Origin of the sequence: Anaerovibrio sp., from assembly GCF_045637405.1 — a bacterium.
In the GTDB taxonomy this organism is placed as follows: Bacteria; Bacillota; Negativicutes; order Selenomonadales; family Selenomonadaceae; genus Anaerovibrio.
Genome location: NZ_JAZTZI010000124.1, coordinates 49,847 through 66,848, shown reverse-complemented (window position 1 = coordinate 66,848; position 17,002 = coordinate 49,847). Strand labels below are relative to the sequence as shown.

Annotated in this window: 10 protein-coding genes; 1 reads left to right on the top strand and 9 read right to left on the bottom strand. The window is 41.5% G+C overall.

Annotated features, from left to right (window positions below):
- Window positions 1–277: 277 nt before the first annotated feature.
- The 4 genes from ACKI5G_RS08935 to murB all read right to left on the bottom strand — a co-directional run bounded on the left by ACKI5G_RS08935 (window position 278) and on the right by murB (window position 7,891).
- Window positions 278–4,600 (bottom strand): filamentous hemagglutinin N-terminal domain-containing protein, encoded by a 4,323-nt coding sequence (locus ACKI5G_RS08935; protein WP_407399606.1) that lies wholly within the window; start codon window positions 4,598–4,600, stop codon window positions 278–280.
- A 42-nt stretch (window positions 4,601–4,642) separates the two neighbouring features.
- Window positions 4,643–6,316: a ShlB/FhaC/HecB family hemolysin secretion/activation protein gene (locus tag ACKI5G_RS08930; protein WP_407399604.1), complete on the bottom strand. Its 1,674-nt coding sequence runs from the start codon at window positions 6,314–6,316 to the stop codon at window positions 4,643–4,645.
- Between the two features lie 193 nt (window positions 6,317–6,509).
- Window positions 6,510–6,974, bottom strand: coding sequence for a CYTH domain-containing protein (locus tag ACKI5G_RS08925; RefSeq protein ID WP_407399602.1), 465 nt, complete (start codon window positions 6,972–6,974; stop codon window positions 6,510–6,512).
- Window positions 6,974–7,891, bottom strand: a complete 918-nt coding sequence (gene murB / locus ACKI5G_RS08920) for a UDP-N-acetylmuramate dehydrogenase (RefSeq protein ID WP_407399600.1) — start codon at window positions 7,889–7,891, stop codon at window positions 6,974–6,976. The genes ACKI5G_RS08925 and murB overlap by 1 nt, the downstream gene beginning before the upstream one ends.
- 306 nt (window positions 7,892–8,197) lie before the next feature.
- On the opposite strand from murB, the gene ACKI5G_RS08915 reads away from it, so the two are divergent.
- Entirely contained in the window at window positions 8,198–9,727 is a 1,530-nt protein-coding gene (locus ACKI5G_RS08915; RefSeq protein ID WP_407399598.1) for an SGNH/GDSL hydrolase family protein, read from the top strand.
- 92 nt (window positions 9,728–9,819) lie between these two features.
- On the opposite strand, the gene ACKI5G_RS08910 is transcribed toward ACKI5G_RS08915, so the two are convergent.
- From ACKI5G_RS08910 to ACKI5G_RS08890, 5 genes are all read right to left on the bottom strand, one after another.
- The gene (locus ACKI5G_RS08910; RefSeq protein ID WP_407399596.1) at window positions 9,820–12,408 is read right to left on the bottom strand and encodes an ATP-binding protein; all 2,589 of its coding nucleotides are present in this window, start codon (window positions 12,406–12,408) and stop codon (window positions 9,820–9,822) included.
- A gap of 18 nt (window positions 12,409–12,426) precedes the next feature.
- A complete protein-coding gene (locus ACKI5G_RS08905; protein WP_407399594.1) occupies window positions 12,427–13,179 on the bottom strand; it encodes a response regulator in 753 nt (250 codons plus the stop codon).
- A gap of 361 nt (window positions 13,180–13,540) precedes the next feature.
- Window positions 13,541–14,446: a serine O-acetyltransferase gene (locus ACKI5G_RS08900; RefSeq protein WP_407399592.1), complete on the bottom strand. Its 906-nt coding sequence runs from the start codon at window positions 14,444–14,446 to the stop codon at window positions 13,541–13,543.
- Between the two features lie 25 nt (window positions 14,447–14,471).
- Complete coding sequence (locus ACKI5G_RS08895; protein ID WP_407399590.1) at window positions 14,472–15,062, bottom strand: gamma carbonic anhydrase family protein; 591 nt, start codon at window positions 15,060–15,062, stop codon at window positions 14,472–14,474.
- An 84-nt stretch (window positions 15,063–15,146) separates the two neighbouring features.
- Entirely contained in the window at window positions 15,147–16,829 is a 1,683-nt protein-coding gene (locus ACKI5G_RS08890; RefSeq protein ID WP_407399588.1) for a phospho-sugar mutase, read from the bottom strand.
- Between the last annotated feature and the right edge of the window lie 173 nt (window positions 16,830–17,002).

The window sequence follows — 17,002 nt, the reverse complement described above, 5'->3', positions numbered from 1 at the left end:
CCCAATCATTGCCTGTTACAATATGGCATGTTGTATCTGCTTACTGGTATAAACCTCGTAAACATGTGTATATTATTACGCGAATATTTAGTTTTGTCAACACATTTAGATATATTTTTGTAAAATAATTGTAAACTTTGAAAAAATGTATCGTTTGGTTGTACATATGTTCATATAAAAGTGTAAATAAAAAGCAGGGACTAATGCCTAGAGCAATTAGGGGTTCATGACCGATGCTCTAGGCAGTAGTCCCTGCCATTATTATTACTTTTTTATTTTATTCTGCCTCAGCTTCAACACTACCATCGATAACAACTTCATTATTACCATCTACCAGGCTGTCTGGATCAATGGTAATGGTGGTATGCTCGATTCTGGCATCTTCCACATTAATACCGGTTTCCTCAACGGTAATAAAGCGAATACCATCACGGGCTTCCTTAGGATTGTAGCCACTATAACGTATTTTCTTACTTTCTTCAGTGGCACCATTCTTGCTTTCTTCTGCTGTTTCCTGAATCTGCTCAGCAAAATGCTCGTCATCGATATTTTCAAAAACATCTGGATGATGATGTGCTGTATTATGAGACTTAACTGGAGATAAGATTTCCCTAAACATTTCAGGGTTAGTCTCAGGAGTAAAATTATCAGGAAGCGTTTTACTGCCTGATCTTTTAGTAACTACATTGTCCGGAACAATATCTAATGTACCCTCGTTACTGTAGTGAAGCTCGTAATTTTTTTCGATGTCTTTGCCATCCAGCTCCACATCACCCAGCTTATAAGAGTAAATAGCATATTTACCATCGGATTCCTTGTGAATAAGAATATCCGTGTTTTTATCAATAACCCTTGACTCGGTATCTTTGCCGGCATTAGTTACATTAGTATTTGCTTCCAGCTTTGTAATTTTATCTGATGGGATTGCTTTTTTACCTTCATTTTTTACAGGAATATTATTTTTGTCATTATGATAATCAAAGCTCTTTAAATTACCATTATTGAGGGTATCACTGCCAGAATCAGTATTTCGCCGCAGGGCATAATATTCATAAATACCCTTAGAGGTATCCTCACCATATTTTTTAGTCCCCACCAGACCAACATCAAGTCTTGCCTTATTTACAATAAGCTTGTCAGTGAAAGCAATTCTGTAGTTATAGTTATCTTTATTTTTCTTAGTAAATATAGGATTGGTAAAGCCCGTTGTATATGTACCGGCATCAAGACTATTGCTGTCAGAATTATAGTTAACGTCAGTGGCATCAACATTATACAGGTTTTCAAGAGTATCACCCTTGGCAAAATCTGTTGTAATTTTCATAGCATATTTACCGCTATCAGCCACGTAATTATCAGCAAACTCAGCACCTTTAACTGCATTATTACCATAGGTTTTTCCGCCAGTTACAGAAACCTTTAATGTTTTTGGTGTGATAATCATGCGGGCATCATCACTGGTGTAATAGCCATGCTGCGGAGACCACATGGTGGAATTGTCGTAGGTATATACGGAAGAATGGCTGGTATCAGCATTGGCACTACCGGACTTGATTACCCAGTCACTAGCCTTATAGCCTCCTGTTATAACATCCTTTACCAAACCATAATTTTTGGAATATACATTCTTACCATCACCGTTATCAAAGAAGGCACCACCATAATAATTAGCCACATCGGTGGTCATAAGGTTATGAACAGTTCCGTCATATTCATACTGACGGTTAATGTTAATCCAGCGCATGAAATGATTTAACAACGGCGTGGAGGAATTATTGTAGATAGTCCAACCATTACCAGTATTCTTTCCACCAGTCCAGGTAGTATCATTGATGTTCTGCGCCTGATAAAGAATCTTAGCCGTAATTCCCTCGATGGCGACGTCATTGCCGACAGCCTTAGCCTGATTGGTAATATTGGTAGTACCATCATTTTCCGTTGTTACATAGAAGCTGTCATTAATGGTGCCAGCCTCATACTTACCTACGAAGGCCCCAACATTGGACGCTCCCTCATTGGACTTCACCTGACCAGCATTATACACCTGCTCCATGGAGCCGTTAGACATGATGCCTACAATACCGCCTACATTTTCTGTACCAGTTACAGTAGCATCTCTGTAGGCCAAGCGGTTGTTATATACACGCTGGGTTTCAGGAATAGCATTTAACTGTTCAGAAGTAAGCTCTTCACTACCCTTCATCCACACCTGTTTATCATGATTATAAGTATATGAGCCAGCATGTTCGCCATCAATAACCTTAAAGCCATAATACTCTGCGTCATTTGTGCTTGTCTTTAGTACAGTGTTATTATCCGCATTATAAGCCTTGGTAATAGAGCCACCAAACATGGAGCCCACTACACCACCAACATTTGTAGAGCCTTCAATATTACCGGCATTATAGGACTGGTCAATAATACCACCAGTCATGTTACCTACGATACCACCTACATTAGTGTTACCGTTAACCTTGCCATATACAGAAGTACCAGCACCTACGGAAGCTTCACTGACAACGGAACTACTGCTTAAAGCGGCATTTTCATTGGTATTATAGGTATACTGTATTGTTCCATTTTCCAAGGTGCCTACAATACCGCCTACATCAGTTGTGCCACTTACCTTACCATTGGAATATGAGTCTGTAATAGCAACGGCAGTTAAATTTTCTGTAGGGTCTGTTGTAATATTCTCTCCAGTGGCAAATTTATTGTCTTTAGTATTCAAAGTTGAATTAATATAACCAGCCAATCCACCTGCTGAAGTACCAGAAGACTGAATAACGCCACTATTACTGCTCTTATATATGTTGTTGTTGGAACCTTCATCACTTCCGCCAGCAGCTTCACCAGAAAGGCTGCCTACGAGGCCACCTACTTTATCGACGCCGCCAATCTGTGCATTATTGCTGGAAAAACGGATAGTACCACCATTAGATATTTCTCCAACAATACCACCAACATTATCATTACCAGTAATGTTATTAGTTTCGGAAATAACATTGTTGGCTGGTATACTCTTTCGGACGGAAATACTGCTAAATTTTGAGTGGTCAGTGGCCTGCCCGGCGATACCGCCTACATTATTTTTACCAATAATATTGGAGTCAACTAAATTCATAGACCAGAAGGAAGCCCCATTAGCCACGCCAAAGAGACCGATATTATCCTCAGTCGAACGGTTTATAGTTAAATCGAGAATGGAATAACCATTGGAGCCACCGCTGCCGGTAAAGCTGCCCTTAAATGGGTTATCAACAGTACCAATGGACTTAAAGCCTTTGCCAGCATTCCAATTTGCGGTATCTGCGGCATTGAAGGTACGGCCCTGAGCGTAGGAACCGCTCATATTAGCTTTATCGGAATACTGAATAGCCTCCATCTGATAAAGGTTATTTACCAGCATATTATAGCTTTGGCTGATGATACCACGGGAAGAGGTTTTGATAGTTTTATCCTCAGTCCGGGAAAATTCATTAAAGCTCTGGGCCACCTTGCTCTTATAGGCAGACGCCTCACTGTCATACTTGGTATAGTCCTTCTGAGTATAGGTAACACTGTCGTCAGCTAAAACGACTGCCTGGTTGCCGGCTGAATCCTTTAAATCGGCTACTTTAGCCCCATTAATCGTCTTTGTCTCCCCATCCACCTCATGCTCTACAAGATCAGGATTGTAGTATATCCCCACACTATGGGAAGCAATCTGGGAAGCATCCGCATTATTTAGATAAACCTTGGCAGCCACGCCATCACTATTAATATCATCAGCATTTTGGTCGGCACGCAGGGTAATGGAACCGGTTCTGGTGCTGGAATCTCCTTCCACGGAGAAAGCCTCAGAGCCCACCGTCTTATCACCGGAAATAGTGGTAGAGGTTACTGCCTGTAAGGAGCCCTTTTCCCCCACGTTAATATCCCCATCAGCCACCAGCTTAATGGTGTTATTGGCAAAGGAAAAACCGGTCGCCAGCTCGATTCCCTCGGTATTTAACGGTGAATTTTCTATATCATTCTTCACCATACCCAACAGGCCCTCCATATAAGCACCATTGGTGGAGGCATTAATAGTTCCATTTACGGTGATATTGGCATTAGTAGTATTGTTTTGCGCAAAAGACAGCTGTCCATTTAAAAATTTACCTTCATCAATCTCTGCTGTAGATACAATAACACCAGCCGCATTAACCTCTGAACCATCATAAAACATTGTTCCATTAGGATTTACCAAAAGGAAGGAACCAATGGAATTAATATGACCGGCAATTTCCGACATACCGCCAGCCGCATTAACCCGATTTAGGGTCATAGCAGCCACATTAGGCTTTCCATTCAAGGTCTGAATAAAGTTTACCGTAGCATCCCTACCAACGTTAAAGCTGTTCCAATCAATAATAGCCTTATCGGTGGACTGGAGCACGTTCATAGTATTATTTTCTTCATTGGTGGAAATTGTAGCAGTACCGTGGGAAATACTGCCACCAGTAGGCAAAGCATTATCCGCAACCTCAGCATATCCCACTCCAAAGGGTCCATAGCACAAGGTAGCTGTAGCCAGCCCTAATATTATTTTTTTACTTAATAAATTTCGATTAGTCATTATAAAATTACGTCTCCATTTTATATTATTAATGAATAATATTTAAATCTTCTTTACAGCCTGGAACCACCATATACCATCCATATCATGTCCGTAGCTATTTGAATAACGGTTACCGATAGGTATGGCATAATCAATTCGTACATACCAGTCTCCTGGCTGCTGATAAATAAGTCCGAGGCCTGCACCCTGAAGATAACGGGATTCACTGTTGCCAAATGGATTATGATGTACCATATTTACCCAGCCCACATCGTAAAAGGCCGCCAGCTTGAAATTGGAATCTCCCAAGGTCTGACGCAATTCAAAGGAGCCAAGGAAACCGTCATCACCGCTGGCTTCACCCTGCGGAAAAGCCCTAACACCGTTGTAGCCGGCAATATAAAATTTTTCTGAGGAATCCAGATTATCCCATGACTTCTGGCCTGACAGGGTAAGATGGGCTGTCAATTTATCATTTAGCTTTTGAATATGATAAAAATCAATGTTGGTCTTCTGATAGTTGCCCTCTGTACCTAGTACATCTCCAGCCTTGGCATAAGGAGTATCCATTGCAGCACGACCAATGGTGTGCATTACCTTATAATTTGAGGCAAACCACTTAGTACGATAATCTCCGTCCAACCCAAAGCGTATGCCATAAAGGTGTCTTTGTGAATCGGTATTCCAGAAGCCAATACGGTCAGTCAGCCTGGTATATTCCACATTGAAGCGGAAGTATAAATTATTATCCAAAGTACGCTTTAACGGTGTTCGTGTAGCCAGCCTAAAAGTATCTGATTTACCATAAGCATGCAGCGGACGATATTTTTCACCCAGTTCATAGTCTGTTCGGTAATATTCCAGAGAAGCAAAAGTACCATAATTAAAAACCGGTAACTCATATTTTATTGAATAATTCTGTAAATCATCATATTGGGTACTGCGCATATAACCAAGCTGGAGCTGATCCCCAACATGACTCAAATTATTCCAATGGTACAAAGCGCCTATACGATTTCTGCCAGTGTAGTGGTTGCCAAAATTATCCACATAAATAAATCCACCATTAGTTTCAGTGGTGGTAAGTTTGAAAACAGTATTCGCTTCACCATTGGATTTTCCCGGTGACAAAAAGGCATGAGCCTTTACGCCAGCTATATCATTTAAAATAAACAGCATCCGATCCAGGTCGTGTTTATTAATGACTCTGTCTTTCTTGGCTCTATGGGTTAATCCCTCTGCTCTGCCTGTCAACAGCTCAGAGGAGTTATCAAAGGAAATATCATCATAAGCGCCTTCCATAACATCTATCGTGACTATTCCCTCTGTAATATTTTGAGTCGGCAAGTATGCAATGGTAGTCATATAGCCATGTTTCCGGTAATAATCGGTAATAGCCTGACTTATCTGCAGCATATCATTAAAGGTCATTTGTGGTGTAATCAGGTGTCCCACCTGCTCCATCAGCTCACTGGTGGAAAAAATGGTGTTGCCCTCCAACCGTATTTCATTCACCTTTACCTTAATTTTATTATCGCCGAGCTTCTGCTGGCCAAGGTCAATATTAACCTCTACATCATCAGTATCGGATTTAGGCTTCCAATTTCTTTCCTTGTTAATATTAGAAGAAATAACACCAGCATCCGGCATATCAAATGGAGCTGCTGTAGCCTCACTATATGGCAGCATCAATAGAGAAAGACCCAAACCTAAAAAACTTAATTTCTTACTCATAAAATAAAGAATTAATCTCCTCAACGTAGTAATTATCCTTTTTTACATAACGGAATTAATTATACCACACATTTTTACCATTAGCATACTACAAAAGTCCTATTTCTTTTATAATTAATAACATATTAACCATAATACTTAAAATTATTTCTTAAAGAAAAGAAAAAAAGAACCAGTAATAACTGGTTCTGCTTTACCATGCTTTATAAGGCTTTAAACATAGACTGGAATTATAGTAACGCTTATCATCCGATACTTCCCTGTCAATCCAGTCCGGCAGCTTCACTTCTTCCTTAATAGAGGAAAGCTCTACCTCCGCCACAATAAGGCCTTCATTATCACCAAAGAACACATCAATCTCCCATGTGTGTCCCAAATGCTCCTCTATATGACGTGTTTTTTCTATAAGTGGCTTATGACATAAATTATTTAGGAGCTTTGTGGCATCGTCAAAGGGAATCTCGTATTCCATTTCCATACGGGAAATCCCTTGATTTTCGCCTTTAATTGTAAGATAGCCCTTTTCTCCCTTGGTACGGACACGAACAGTACGCTCCTTGTCTGTACATAAGTAGCCTTGACGAATGTTTACGCCATTATCTCTGGGCTGCCATTTATCTTCATTTATGAGGTATTTACGCTCTATTTCAATACCCATTACTGCTCTCCGATAATACGTACCTCTGGATATAGCTTTACGCCCTTTTCCTTGTATACTCTGTCCTGAACTTCCTTTATAAGGTCAAGAACATCCTGGGCAGTGGCATGGCCGGAATTAACCACGAATCCAGCATGTTTGGTGGAAATCTGGGCACCTCCCACCTGAAGGCCCTTTAACCCGGTGCTATCAATCAAGGTTCCCGCATAATATCCCTCTGGACGCTTAAATGTACTGCCGGCACTTGGCATTTCAAGAGGCTGCTTGCTTTCACGACGTGCAGTATAATCATCCATTTTGGCTTGAATATCTTCCTTGTTGCCTGGCTGCAGCTCAAGAGTAATCTCAGCGATGGCTTGTCCGTTAGCCTGGAAAACACTGTGACGATAACCGAAGTTAAACTCATCAGGACCATAAGTCAAGACCTTGCCGGTGGCAGTTACGGTCTTTACTTCCTTTACAACGTTCTTCATTTCCCCATCGTAGGCACCGGCATTCATAAATACGGCACCCCCCAAGGAACCTGGGATGCCGCAGGCAAATTCCATACCAGTAAGACTGTTTTCAGCTGCATATTGGGAAATATGCTTAAGATATGCACCCGCACCAGCAATAATCCTATTGCCTTCACAACGCTTATAGGACATTGGTGCATGGAATTTCAGTACAGCTCCTCTTATCCCCTTGTCCAATACCAGAACATTGGACCCATTGCCAAGAATAGTAAAAGGAATATCACACTGGTTCATGAGCTTTACTACCGCCTGTAGCTGATCCATGCTGCCAGGGAAAATAAGGTAATCCGCCGGTCCACCAATATTAAAGGTAGTGTGCTTGCTCATAGGTTCATTTATATAAAACTGTTCTGCAGGTAAAATTTTCTTTATGCCATCAACAAATTCCTGATTTATTTCCATTACATCATTTCTCCAATTAGTAAATTTGTTTTTAACAACTTAATTAACCTCTATATTATACTCGTTTCCTTCCAATTTGAAAAGACTTGATTCCCATTACTTGATTCTCATTTGTTCATTATTGGGAAGATTTCGCATGTGGAAAAATATGAATAATTGCGTTATAATTTACTCTATGAGTTTATTATAATTATAGGTGAATTTGTAATGCGCAAAATAATTGTCGGTTTTATCACTTTTCTTTTATTAACACTTTGTTTTACAGCATTATGTGTGTTTTTAACAGAGAAAACTGATTTATTTAACTTGAAGAATTTTAAAATTGAGGCTACCTTCACTGAGGAAAATGGCAAGATGACTATGGACTGGACCCGTTATCCATATCCTTGCTTTTATAAGGTGGAGGTGTATTCCAAAACCACCGGTAAGGTGCCGGACAGTCCTGAATATCATCATTTAAAAGAAGAATATACTTTTGAAAATAACTATGATGTACCTACTACCGCAATACCTACCTACTATAAGATTACAGCCTATGGTATTTTTGGCAAGCTGTCCTCTGATGAAATCTTCGTAGCAAATCCAAACTACAATAATCCGATTAGACCTATTCCAATATATAAATACACTACTGACAATCCAGCCAGTCCTATACCATATCTGGTATGGCATAGTATTCCCGACGGAGTTCTATATGAGCTGGAGCTTCTTTCCGGTCCACCGGATGAGGAAAATACTATTACTTTATCCAAGACCAACCATCTGATGTCAACCCAAAAGGTCTTTACCAATGGTATACAAATAGATCTTAGACCGTATTTGAATCAGCCTCGTCTTTTCTGGCGTGTCAGGGCCTTAAATCTCCGAAAGGAGCCTATTGGTGTATTCTCAACCGCTGAGCAGATTATAGTGGATTCATCCAAGCCAATACCAAATAAGCCTTTGCTGAATAATTTTGATGTAATGCCTGGTTTTAAGCAGCCAATTTATCCTGTATTCCACTGGATACCAATGTTTGGAGCTGACAGATACGAGGTAGAGCTTATGGCGCAGCCTCCTGTGGAGGAAAATAACACTGTGGCCACACCTCATCGTGCCTGGGCAAAGACTGTAACAGACTCCTTCAGCTGTTATGATGAATATCCCAGAAGGTACGCCGGAAAATATTATTGGCGTGTACGGGCTGTAAATTTAAGGGGCGAAACCATTGGTGTATTCTCCGATACAGATACCTTTGAGGTTGAAAGTCATCTCACCCGTCCATTTGCTGCAGCCTTTGGCGACAGTATTACTCATGGCGGCGGTGCCGTATCCTTTTCTCCTTGCAGTATGCAATACAGCTATACTACATATCTTGATTTTCCTGCCATTAATATTGGCCGCAGCGGTGATACATCAAAAATGTCCCTTGACCGCTTTGACAACGATGTTCTTCCAATTAAACCGGTTAATCTTATGATACTTACCGGCTCCAATTGTCTTAGGGATTCCTTTATTACCGCTGAAATGGTAATAGCTGACCTGGAGGGAATTTACCAGAAGTGTATATCCAACGATATCAGGCCTATTATGCTTACACTGCCACCAATTAATCCGGCTAACATAATGCTGGCATTCAGAACGCCTACGGATCCTAACTGGTATTCCAAAATGGTGAAAATCAACACCTATATTAAGACTAAACCGTATTACATTGATCTGGAGCCATATTTCTATGATTATACCCATACCTTTATGGATCCGACTTTTGCCAATGACGGTCTTCACCCTGATATAATGGGTAAAATGATTATGGCAGAGGTTATTAATTCCCACAAGGAAGTATTTAAGCATTAATCAAGAGTATTTGATTCAATAACAAATTCTATGAAAAAATACCAGTCATCAAAGCTGTAAACCTTGGTGGCTGGTATTTTGTATTTATTTGATTATCGTTCAAACAGCATGGATAAGATGGCTTCAAAATCTGAATTCTCTGCCGCTGACTTTATACTTTGGCAAAGCTCAGCATCTGAATCTGGAACACGATACCCTTCTATTTCTGCAAAAACAGCTGCTATGCTTTCTGCATCATGAGCTTCAGCAGATGCCCTGACTTCTTCATATACAGTATCCATCAGCTCTGCATCTGCCTCCGGCATATCATCTTCCATATTGTCGTTGACATCCTCTGCCACATCATTTGCAGCATTGTCTTCCGCATCATTCTCAGTGAAAACTAAGGACAATGGTTCCTTAAAGCTCCTATACGTCGCTATGAAGTCATTATGATGCTGGTTGATATAGTCCAAATCCCCAGCCTTGCCGGCATTTTCCAGCTGCTGGGCCTCTTCAGCAATGGCCTCTGCTCCAATAAGACGGGCAGAGCTCTTCATTGCATGTACTTTTATGGTGTAGTCATTGATATTACCCTCAGTATAGAAGCCATCAACAATTCCCGTGTCTTCCTCTATGGACTCGTAAAAGATTTTCAGTAATGGCAAATAATACTCTGAACTACCGCTGTTTTTTATTCCCGCAGCCAGATTAATCCAGTCCTGGTCCTTAAGCGGTGCCAATACAGCAGGAATATTATCCTGCTCTTCTTCCTCAACGGTATCAACATCGTCTTCCCCTGTAATAATTATTTTATCTCCCGGAAGATAAGCCATCAGCATATCCTCCAGCTTGCTAGGATGAATCGGCTTGGTAAGATAATTATCAAATCCCGCTGCGATATACTGTTCCCTTGCACCGGATATAGCATTAGCGGTCAGACATACAGATACGGTGCAGTCATTCAAGCCTTCAGCCTGCTCTTTCATTTCATGCAGGGTTTCGATACCATCCTTCCCCGGCATCATATGATCAAGGAAAATCATATCATACATCTTGTTCTTGGTCATCTGAAGTGCCTCATCACCACTTTCTGCCGTATCAATATTTATCCTGGTACGCTTCAGAAGGCTCTTGAACACCGTCAGATTCATCGTATTATCATCCACCACCAGCACATTAGCATCTGGTGCCGTGAACTTCTCCTTATATTTCTTATGCTCCTTTAAAAGCACATTAACAGATGTCTTGTAGTCTCCTAATGGCTCCCACTTGCCAACCTTCTGTCGTAAATCGAAGAAGAAGGTGGTACCAACACCATAGGTACTCTCCACCTGCAGATGGCTACCCATCATTTCAAGCAGATTTTTCGTGATGGTCATACCGAGGCCGGTACCCTCGATATTGCGATTCCGCTTTTCTTCTATGCGCTCAAATTTGGAAAATAGCTTTTCCATATCCTCCGGTTTTATACCGATACCCGTATCCTTCACCTTCACATGAAGAATAATACTATCAGTGGCGTCTTCACAACGATCATATCCAACAGAAAAAGTCACACTGCCTTTTTCCGTGTATTTTACCGCATTTGTCAAAATATTTGTGATAACCTGCTTTACACGAACCTCATCGCCAAAAAGCTGCTTTGGTACATTGGGGTCAAATTCAACATTAAAGGTAAGTCCTTTGTCGTCAGCCCGGTTATGAATCATTACCACCATATCGTTTAGAGTGGATGAAAGATCATAATCCACTGGAATAATATCGATTTTACCAGCCTCAATCTTCGAGAAATCCAAAATATCGTTTATCAGTCCTAACAGGGTATTGCCTGAGCTTCGTACATTTTCCGCATAGGACAGAATATTATCGTCTTCACATTCACGGAGTATCAGCTCATTCATGCCCAGAACCGCATTAATTGGTGTACGGATTTCATGGGACATATTGGAAAGGAATTCGCTCTTGGCTTGAGATGCCTGTTCAGCAGCCTCTTTTTCCCGGCGCAGGGATTCCAGGCTGGCACGACGGTATTCCTCTACTCTTTCACTTATAACGAAGGTATGCAGGAGACAGGTGCCAAGCATATAACCAATGGTATACATTGGAATGAAGAGAAATTCAAGCTGAAGAATAAGGGATATTGCGATAACCAATACAAACAGACAAATGGTCCGATGGCGTTTCTTTATGGTTCCTTCCAACCTTAACATAGCGCTGAAGGTGTAGGCAGCTGTCAACAAAAACAGCACTATCTGGAAAACAAGCTGTGCATACCGGGCCGGACAAGCATGATATTCGCCAGCCTCATCAAACCAAAACAGCACAGGAGTAGATATGCTGGCAAGAGATGCCAGTGTAATAACTACAAAGAAAATGCGTCCCGTCCAGAGAAGAAACTTTCCAAATTTGTGTTCCTCCCCTAAATATGTAACCACGAACCGTGTCCAAGTGAGTATGCCCGCAGCCATGACAATATAGTATATAACCACATTGGCAAAGAGCAGGTTAAATAAATTCAGCTCACTAAAAACGCCCCATAGTGTATCGGAAATATAGTATGCCAAAACAGCAAACAGAAATCTCCTATACATTTTTACTGCAGGAAGATTTTGATTTTTGCCATACTGAAATAAAATATCATAATTTACAAGCAAAAGAATGAGTATAGCAAGTAGTCCAATTAAAGCCAGATAAAACATAGAGATTGCCCCTCTCCATTAATCTGCAAGAACTCCCCTTAAGGATTCCAACAAGCTGCTTCTGGTAGTTGATTTTAAAATATATCCATCTGGCTTAAGGGCCATAACCCGTTCTACCCCTTCTCTGGTGCCTACACCGGTCAGAAAAACAACAGGAATATGTTTGGTGGACTGCTCCTGGCGCAGCATCTGGAAAACCTGCGGTCCATCCACCACAGGCATCTCATAATCAAGCAAAATTAAATCCACCGGAGTTTTCAGCAAAAAGGTGATGGCATCCATTCCAGATGTGACACTATATACCAGATAATCCTCCTTTATCCATTCTGTAACCATTTTGGAGAAGGATGGATTGTCATCCACGATAAGTATTTTTTTCTTTCCACCAGTGTAAATCGTATTTAGAACCGTCTTTTCCAGCTCATCCATTTTAAGTGGACGGTCAAGCCATGCAAAATGCTCCAAACGATGATTATGCTGCATCAGACGCTGACGGTCCTTCTTTTCACCTATCAGCAGCATGTTTGTACTGGTATACCACAGCTGCTCCTGAATTTTGTCCAGTATCTCTATTCCCTCCTGATCATCGGCAATATCGCCTGGCAGGTAGGTAACGAATAACAGTGCAGAATCTGCCATTTCCGCGATTTTGTCCAAATCACCTACAATAGTTACCACATTGTAGCCACACTCCTTGAGCTTCCGTTCAACAGCCTTTGCTACCACACTAGGTTTATATAAAAATAACACAATGCTAAAATCTATATCCATATCCAGGTACCTCCCTATAAATTACTGCTTCTTTGTCAATTCTATGTGTATGACCTTAATTCCTTCTTTATCTTAAGTCATTGGTCCCTAATCTGTCAAAGAAACTCTTCCCTATAACGTGACTATATATAACTGAGCCTCTTGATTAAATATATTTAGGTAAGGGACTGTAGTTATGTTAAACATTTATTAATTGTTACTATTCGTTATTCAATTGTAATTTCCTGCTTGGAAACATTATTTGTATTTTAAACTAAAATACCAGCCAACAAAAATTCTTTTGCTGACTGGTACTTTTTTAGATTAAATAATGAATTATATTAGTTTAATATCTAAATTAAGCTATGACTATATTATCTTTCTAGTTTTTATCGGGAATAATCTGCAACTCTCCCTTACCATTGCTTACTCTCATGCCGGGAGCTACAGAGCTGGTTATAAAGCAGTTACCGCTAATAATACATCCATCCCCGATAACCGTTTCGCCCCCAAGGATGGAGGCATTGGAATAAATAGTAACATCATTGCCGATAGTTGGATGGCGACGCATGCCACGCAGGCTCTGACCTCCTCTGGTAGACAAGCCACCAAGGGTAACCCCCTGATAAAGCTTTACTCTGTCACCAATGATGGTGGTCTCACCTATTACCACACCCGTTCCATGGTCTATGAAAAAATACTCACCTATTTGGGCTCCTGGGTGAATATCTACCCCTGTACGACTGTGGGCATGCTCCGTCATAATACGCGGAATCATGGGAACCTCCAGCTTATACAGTACATGGGCTATACGATTTACCATAATGGCATAAAAGCCTGGATAAGAGAAAATAATCTCATCAAAGCTGGTGGCTGCCGGGTCTCCGTCATAGCCTGCCTGAATATCCTTCTTTAACAGCTGACGGATTTCCGGAAGGGTATCAATGAACACCCCAACTATGGCTTCAGCATGATCCTCTCTAACCTCATCGTTCTTATTCATGTACTCAGGATGCTGTTGAAGAGAAATCATAACCTGCTTAGTAAGACAATTCGCAACATTGGACAGCCGTGTCCCCATTTCATAACACATCGAATAGCTGCCCGGAGTTTTTTGATTGGCAAAATGAGCAGGAAACAGAATAGCCACCAGATTATCCAATATCCGTATGATAGCATCCCTATCCAACTGCAAATGCTCAAACAGCTTGCTGGCAGTATGGGATTCTACCACATCTGCAAATATATCATCTGTAACACCCTGTATCTTTTCCTCCATTATTGCCATTAAATATCTCTCCAAACCATTAAAATTAAACTATTTTGGAACCGTCGTAAATCTCGCCACCTACATCAAGTCCCAAGCCATACTTCTCAGCCCACTCTGACTTATACTTTACAGCCTGAGCATGAATAGCCTTAAAACCATTCTCATCCAGGGTTTTCTTTACCTTGGCCGGGCAACCCACTACCAAGGAATTAGGTGGAATAATAGTACCCTTGGTAACCAGAGCACCAGCACCCACAATAGAGCCACGTCCTATAACTGCACCGTCAAGAATGGTGGCACCCATACCAATAAGACAATAATCCTCAATGGTGCAGGCATGAAGGGTAACACTGTGCCCTACAGTTACATAATCGCCCACGATACAGGCATAGTCGTCAGCCACATGAAGACAGGAGTTATCCTGAATGTTGCTGTAGCGACCAACCACAACCTTATTTACGTCTCCACGAAGGGTGGCATTTGGCCAAACACTGGCGTATTCCTTTAACTCCACATCCCCCACCAGAGTGGCGGTACTGAAGGAATATGCCTTTTTGTCAATAACTGGGTATCTTCCTTCAAATTCATAAATATAATGCTTGGCATCCTGCTCACGAATCTTAATGTACTCCATTTTCATATACCTCATTCATAAAACACAAAACACGAACCACAAATTTCTTTTAAGTATACAGCTTTTGTAGGTTTTTATCAATAATTATTCAAACAAAGGCTTACAAGCTGCAGACAGCTTATCCTTCTTAGCCTGTGCCTCTGCCAAATCCTTCCCCAATGTCGTAAAGTATGCCTTAATCTTTGGCTCAGTGCCTGAAGGCCTTACCACGATGGTTGCTCCGTCCTCCAAGGTGTAAATAAGAACGTTGGCAGAAGGAAGTCCTGTTTCCTCTGTCTTTTTGTAATCCACAGCCTTGGTAACCTTCAGCCCTGCAAATTCAGCAGGTGGATTGTCGCGGAGTCCCTGCATAATGCCGGCCATCTTATCCATACCACTGAGACCTGGGAATTCAAAGCTGTCAATCTTGTTGTAATAACGGCCATACTTGGCATAGATTTCCTCAAGGCGGGCCTTTATGCTGGAGCCGATACTTCTGTAATAAGCAGCCATTTCACAAATAAGCATAGAAGCTACCACTGCATCCTTGTCACGGACATAGGAACCGGAAAGATAGCCATAGCTTTCCTCAAAGCCAAAGATGAAACGCTCCTCCTGACCTGCTTCCTCCAAATGGAGAATCTGGTCACCAATCCACTTAAAGCCAGTGAGAACCTTTCTGAGCTCTACGCCGTAATTTTGGGCCACCGCATCAGCCAATGGGGTTGATACCAAGGACATTACCGCCACAGGATCCTTAGGCATAGTACCCTTTTCAATGCGTCCAGCGCAGATATAGTCAAGGAGCAATACTCCCATCTCATTTCCGGATACCAATTCATAGGAACCATCCGGACACTTCATGGCAATACCAACACGGTCTGCATCCGGGTCAGTAGCCAGCATCAAATCCGCATCGCACTTCTCTGCCAGCTTCAGCCCAGCCTCCAAAGCCTCATAAATTTCCGGGTTAGGATAGCTGCAGGTGGTGAAATAGCCATTTGGATACTCCTGCTCTGGTACGATGGTAATATCGTTGATACCAATATCCTTCAGGACCTGAGTTACCGGAACCAGACCGGAGCCGTTTAATGGACTGTAAACCAGCTTTAAGCCGCTTGTTTTAGCCAACCCCGGGCGAACCTGTCTGGACTCAATAGCATCATAAAAGGCCTTTTTACAGCCATCATCCACAAAGCGGATAAGACCATCTTCTACACCCTGGGCAAAGGACATGGTCTTGGCCCCTGTAAGAACATCAGTCTTTTGAATTTCATCGTATACAATGGCAGCCGCATCATCGGTCATCTGACAGCCATCAGGACCATAAGCCTTATAGCCATTATATTTTGATGGATTGTGGGAGGCGGTCACCATAATTCCAGCATTACACTTGTAATATCTGGTAGCAAAGGATAATGCAGGCACCGGCATAGCTGCATCGTAAATACGGACCTTTATTCCGTTAGCTGCCAAAACTCCTGCAGCGGTCTTGGAGAACACATCACTTTTTAGACGGGTATCAAAGCTGATAGCCACAGTCTGGCTGCCCCCCTGCTTCTTTACCCAATTAGCCAAGCCCTGGGTAGCCTGCCGTACAACGTAAATATTCATGCGGTTGGTACCGGCCCCCAGTACACCACGAAGTCCAGCAGTACCAAATTTAAGGGATACAGCGAAGCGATCCTTGATTTCCTCATCATTTCCTTCAATTTTCGCTAATTCAGGATAAAGGTCGCAATCCTCAAGGTCAAAGGACATCCAACGCTTATATTCGTTCTGATACATAAATAGCCCCTCCATTTTTCAATATAATTCATTCTCTTTACACTTCGATAATAAACGGTCAAAATCCTTTATTTATCTGGAAAAAATCTATATTTAAGCAAAAAAAGATTTGTGTACTACTAAGGACATATAAATACAAAAAAGATGTGCGGACTCGAATATAGTCTACACAT

What these genes read in the sequence shown, in the direction of transcription:
- ACKI5G_RS08935 (WP_407399606.1), bottom strand. Translation starts at nt 4,600, where the DNA reads ATGACTAATCGAAATTTATTAAGTAAAAAAATAATATTAGGGCTGGCT.
- ACKI5G_RS08930 (WP_407399604.1), bottom strand. Translation starts at nt 6,316, where the DNA reads ATGAGTAAGAAATTAAGTTTTTTAGGTTTGGGTCTTTCTCTATTGATG.
- ACKI5G_RS08925 (WP_407399602.1), bottom strand. Translation starts at nt 6,974, where the DNA reads ATGGGTATTGAAATAGAGCGTAAATACCTCATAAATGAAGATAAATGG.
- murB (WP_407399600.1), bottom strand. Translation starts at nt 7,891, where the DNA reads ATGGAAATAAATCAGGAATTTGTTGATGGCATAAAGAAAATTTTACCT.
- ACKI5G_RS08910 (WP_407399596.1), bottom strand. Translation starts at nt 12,408, where the DNA reads ATGTTTTATCTGGCTTTAATTGGACTACTTGCTATACTCATTCTTTTG.
- ACKI5G_RS08905 (WP_407399594.1), bottom strand. Translation starts at nt 13,179, where the DNA reads ATGGATATAGATTTTAGCATTGTGTTATTTTTATATAAACCTAGTGTG.
- ACKI5G_RS08900 (WP_407399592.1), bottom strand. Translation starts at nt 14,446, where the DNA reads ATGGCAATAATGGAGGAAAAGATACAGGGTGTTACAGATGATATATTT.
- ACKI5G_RS08895 (WP_407399590.1), bottom strand. Translation starts at nt 15,062, where the DNA reads ATGGAGTACATTAAGATTCGTGAGCAGGATGCCAAGCATTATATTTAT.
- ACKI5G_RS08890 (WP_407399588.1), bottom strand. Translation starts at nt 16,829, where the DNA reads ATGTATCAGAACGAATATAAGCGTTGGATGTCCTTTGACCTTGAGGAT.